The 4,698-nt window shown below is 70.2% G+C and carries 2 protein-coding genes; both read left to right on the top strand.

What is annotated here, in order from left to right:
* On the top strand, positions 1 to 3,462 hold a 3,462-nt coding region (locus tag GWI24_RS40635; protein ID WP_210951043.1), incomplete at its 5' end, for an SDR family NAD(P)-dependent oxidoreductase.
* A gap of 17 nt (positions 3,463 to 3,479) precedes the next feature.
* Positions 3,480 to 4,698, top strand: a 1,219-nt coding sequence (locus GWI24_RS40640; protein WP_210951044.1) for a beta-ketoacyl synthase N-terminal-like domain-containing protein, incomplete at its 3' end; no start/stop codon positions are given.

The following is a 4,698-nucleotide window of genomic DNA, read 5'->3' on the forward strand; positions in this document are numbered from 1 at the left end:
GTGGCGGTGGGCGCGGGTGAGGAGCAGGTGCGTTCGTTGCTGGTGGCGGGGGTGGATATCGCGGCGGTGAATGGTCCTGCGGCGGTGGTGCTCTCGGGGGATGAGGGGCCGGTGCTGCGGGTGGCGCAGGAGCTGTCGGAGCGGGGGTGCCGGACGAGGCGTCTGGCGGTCTCCCACGCGTTCCACTCCGCCCGGATGGAACCGATGCTGCAGGAGTTCCGGGAGGCGATCGCCGACGTGTCGTTCGCCGCCCCGGTGATCCCTTTGGTGTCCAACGTGACCGGGCAACTAGCAGACACGGAGACGGTGCGTTCCCCCGAGTACTGGGTGGAGCATGTGCGTTCGGCGGTGCGATTCGCGGATGGCGTGCGGGCGCTTGCCGACTATGGCGTCAGCACGTACCTGGAGTTGGCGCCGGATGCGGTGTTGTCAGCGATGGTCGGGGACTGTCTGCCGGAGGAGTCGGCCGAAGAGTCCGTGGTGGTGCCGTCGCTGCGGCGGGAGGGTGACGAGCCCCGGGCGTTGATGTCTGCCGTCGCTCAACTGTATGTGGCAGGCGTGCGCCTGGATTTCGGAGCCCTGTTCGGTGCCACGGCTCTGCCCGTCCAAATCTCGGATCTGCCGACGTATGCGTTCCAGCGGGAGCATTACTGGTTGGTGGGGGACGGGCGTGGAGTCGGTGATGTGGCGTCTGCCGGGCTGGCGGGGGTGGAGCATCCGTTGTTGGGTGCGGTGACGGAAGTGCCGGGGTCGGGTGAGGTGTTGTTCACCTCCCGACTGTCGCTGCGTACGCATCCGTGGCTGGCGGATCATGTGGCCGCGGGTGCGGTGTTGTTGCCGGGGGCGGCGTTTGTGGAGTTGGTGGTGCGGGCCGGCGATGAGGTCGGGTGCGGTGGGGTGGAGGAGTTGGTGATGGAGGCTCCGCTGGTGTTGGCGGAGGGCGGGGCCGTTCAGGTGCGGGTGAGTGTGGCGGAGGCCGATGAGGGTGGTCGGCGCGGCGTGCGGGTGTATTCGCGGACGGAGGACGCGGGCGTGGGCGCTGCGTGGATGCGGCACGCGAGCGGGACGTTGCGTCCTGCGGCGGGGGTGGCTGCTCCTGATGTGGGGTTGTCGGTGTGGCCACCGACCGGTGCGGTGGCGGTGGATCCGGTGGAGGTCGAGGGCCTGTACGACGGTCTGGAGCGGGCTGGGTATCGGTATGGGCCGGTGTTCCAGGGGATGCGGGCGGCGTGGCGGCTGGACGGTGCGGTGTATGCGGAAGTGGCTCTGCCGGAGGAGCATCGGGCCCAGGCGGCCGGGTTCGGACTGCATCCGGCACTCCTCGACGCGGCCATGCACGCCGCCGCGTTCCAGCACCCTGCGGAGCGTGCCGACCAGCGGACGGCACTGCCCTTCGTCTGGCGCGATGTGGCGCTCTACGCCACGGGTGCCATGGCCTTACGGGTACGGGTGGTCCCCACCGGAGAGGACACCCTGACGCTGGAGTTGGCCGATGAGACCGGCGCCCCGGTGGCTTCGGTGGGTTCGATGGTGTCCCGCCCGGTCGAGCCCGGGCAGTTCAAGACCCCCTCGACACATGACCGTCTGCTCCGCCCGGGTTGGGAGAAGACGGCGCTGACGCCGGATGGCGCCCCACTGGGCGCGGTGCGGGTGGCCACGGCCGAGGACGTGCGCGCACTGGCCGAGCGAGGTGACCGGTTCGACGCCGTGACGGTCGAGCTGGCCGAGACCGGAAGTGTGCGCGAGCTGACCAGCCGGGTACTGGAAGTCGTCCAGGCGTGGTCGACCGAACCCGCGCTGGACAGCACCCGGATGATCGTGCTGACCGCGGGCGCGGTCGCCGTCGATCCGGGTGAGCCGGTTGACCCTGCCATCGCCGCCGTATGGGGGCTGGTCGGCACCGCGCAGTCGGAGAACACCGGCCGGATCCTCCTGCTGGACGTCGACAACGAGCCCTCCTCGTACGCCACGCTGAGCACCCTCGTCCCCGCCCTGTTCGCCGCCGACGAGACCCAGGCCGCGGTCCGCGCGGGAGCGTGCTTCCTGCGGCGGCTCACCCGTGTGGTGGATCCGCCCGACGCCGGACCGGGTGGTGTGGACGTGGGTGGGACGGTGTTGGTGACGGGCGGCACGGGGGCGTTGGGCGCGGTGGTGGCGCGGCATCTGGTGGCCGTGCATGGGGTGCGGAGTCTGGTGTTGGCGAGTCGGAGCGGGCCTGGGGCGCCCGGTGCCGCCGAGTTGGAGGCGGAGCTGGCGGGGGCGGGGGCGCGAGTGCGGGTCGTGGCGTGTGATGTGGCGGACCGGGATGCGGTGGCCGGGCTGCTGGATGTCGTTCCGGGCGATGCTCCGCTGTCCGCGGTGGTGCATACGGCCGGTGTTCTGGATGACGGTGTGCTGACCGCGTTGACCCCGGAGCGTATGGATGAGGTGTTCCGGCCGAAGGTGGACGGGGCACTGCATCTGCATGAGCTGACCCGGGACCTGGACCTGTCGGCCTTCGTCCTGTTCTCCTCCGCCGCCGGTACGTTCGGCAGCTCCGGACAGGGCAACTACGCCGCCGCCAACGCGTACCTCGACGCGCTGGCACAGCACCGGGCCGCCCAAGGGCTTCCCGCGATCTCCCTCGGCTGGGGCATGTGGTCCCAGGACGCGGGGATGACCGCCCAGCTCGGCGACACCGACCACCGTCGACTGGCACGCGACGGACTCGCCGCGCTGACCTCGGCCGAGGGCATGGAGCTCTTCGACACCGCGTTGCGTACCGGCGAAGCCACGGTCCTCCCCATCAAACTGGACCTCGGCGCACTGCGGGCCCAGGCCGCCACCGGGGCGGTGCCGCCACTGCTGCGCGGGCTGGTCCCCCAGCCCCGGCGGATCCGGCAGAAGGCCCAGTCGGCGCATGCGCACGACGCCGACGCGCTCACCGCACGACTGGCCGGGGCGGGCCCCATGGACCGGCAGGCGATCCTGCTCGACCTGGTCCGGCAGGAGGCGGCGTATGTGCTCGGCTACGCCTCGGTCGGCCGTATCGGCCCCGATGCGGCCTTTACCGACGTGGGCTTCGACTCGCTCACGGCGATCGAGTTACGGGACCGCCTCCTCGCCCGTACCGGACTGCGGCTCCCGGCCACGTTCGCCTTCGACTTCCCCACGCCGCTGACACTGGCGGACCACCTGAACACCCGCCTGGGTGCCGAGGCCACACAGGATCCGGTGCTGGCCGAAGTGGCGAGGCTCGAAGAACTGGTGGCCGCCCGGCCACCGGACGGCGCCAAGAACACCGGCGCCGCCGCCCGACTCCGGGCTCTGGCGGTCAAGCTCAGCACCGATGCCCCCGGGCCGGCCGGAGGCGCCGATATCGAAGCGACGCTCGAGGCGGCGTCGGTCGACGACGTACTGGCCTTCATCGACGACGAGTTCGGAATCGTGGACCCGGCGGATTCCGACCGTGCCTACGAGTGAAGGGAAGGTGACCTCCGGTGGACAACGACGAGAAGCTGGTCCGGTACCTCAAGCGGGTGACCGCCGACCTGCACCAGGCGCGGCAGCGGCTCACCGAGATCGAGACAGCGCGGTCGGAGCCGATCGCGATCGTCGGGATGGCGTGCCGGTTGCCGGGTGGGGTGACCACGCCGGAGGAGCTGTGGGACCTGGTGATGGAGGGTGGTGACGCGGTCGGTGGGTTTCCGGAGGACCGTGGCTGGGATCTGGAGAATCTCTTCGACCCGGATCCGGATCATCCGGGCACCAGCTATGTCCGCGAGGGTGGCTTTCTGCGCGATGCGGGGGAGTTCGACGCGGGTTTCTTCGGTATCTCGCCGCGTGAGGCGTTGGCGATGGATCCGCAGCAGCGGCTGTTGCTGGAGACGTCATGGGAGGCGCTGGAGCGCGCCGGGATCGATCCAACGGCCCTGCGTGGCAAGGACGTCGGTGTCTACTTCGGCACCCTCAACCAGGACTACGCCACGGACGTGGACACGGTCCCCGAGGGCGTCGAGGGCTATCTGATGACGGGCAGCTCGGCGAGCGTGCTCACCGGGCGGGTCGCCTATGAGCTGGGGTTCGAGGGCCCGGCGATGACGATCGACACGGCATGTTCCTCCTCACTGGTGGGCCTGCATCTGGCCGCGCAGGCCCTGCGGTCGGGCGAGTGCTCCATGGCGCTGGCCGGAGGGGCCACCGTCATGTCCACCCCCAGTGCCTTCGTCGGCTTCTCGCGGCAGCGCGGCATGGCCGAAGACGGCCGCTGTAAGTCGTTTGCGGCCTCGGCGGATGGCACGGGGTGGGCCGAGGGCGTGGGTGTGCTGGTGGTGGAGCGGTTGTCGGATGCGGAGCGTCGTGGGCATCGGGTGTTGGCGGTGGTGCGGGGGAGTGCGGTGAATCAGGACGGTGCGTCGAATGGTCTGACGGCGCCGAATGGTCCATCGCAGCAGCGGGTGATTCAGCAGGCGTTGGCGGGCGCGGGGCTGGTTGCGGCGGATGTGGACGTCGTGGAGGGGCACGGCACGGGCACCACGCTGGGTGATCCGATCGAGGTCCAGGCGTTGATGGCGACCTATGGCCAGGATCGGCCTGAGGGGCGTCCGTTGTGGTTGGGGTCGTTGAAGTCGAACATTGGTCATGCGCAGGCGGCCGCGGGTGTGGCTGGTGTGATCAAGATGGTGTTGGCGTTGCGGTATGGGGTGTTGCCGAGGACGT

Source organism: Streptomyces sp. MK37H (assembly GCF_018035285.1).
GTDB classification, from domain to species: domain Bacteria; phylum Actinomycetota; class Actinomycetes; order Streptomycetales; family Streptomycetaceae; genus Streptomyces; species Streptomyces endocoffeicus.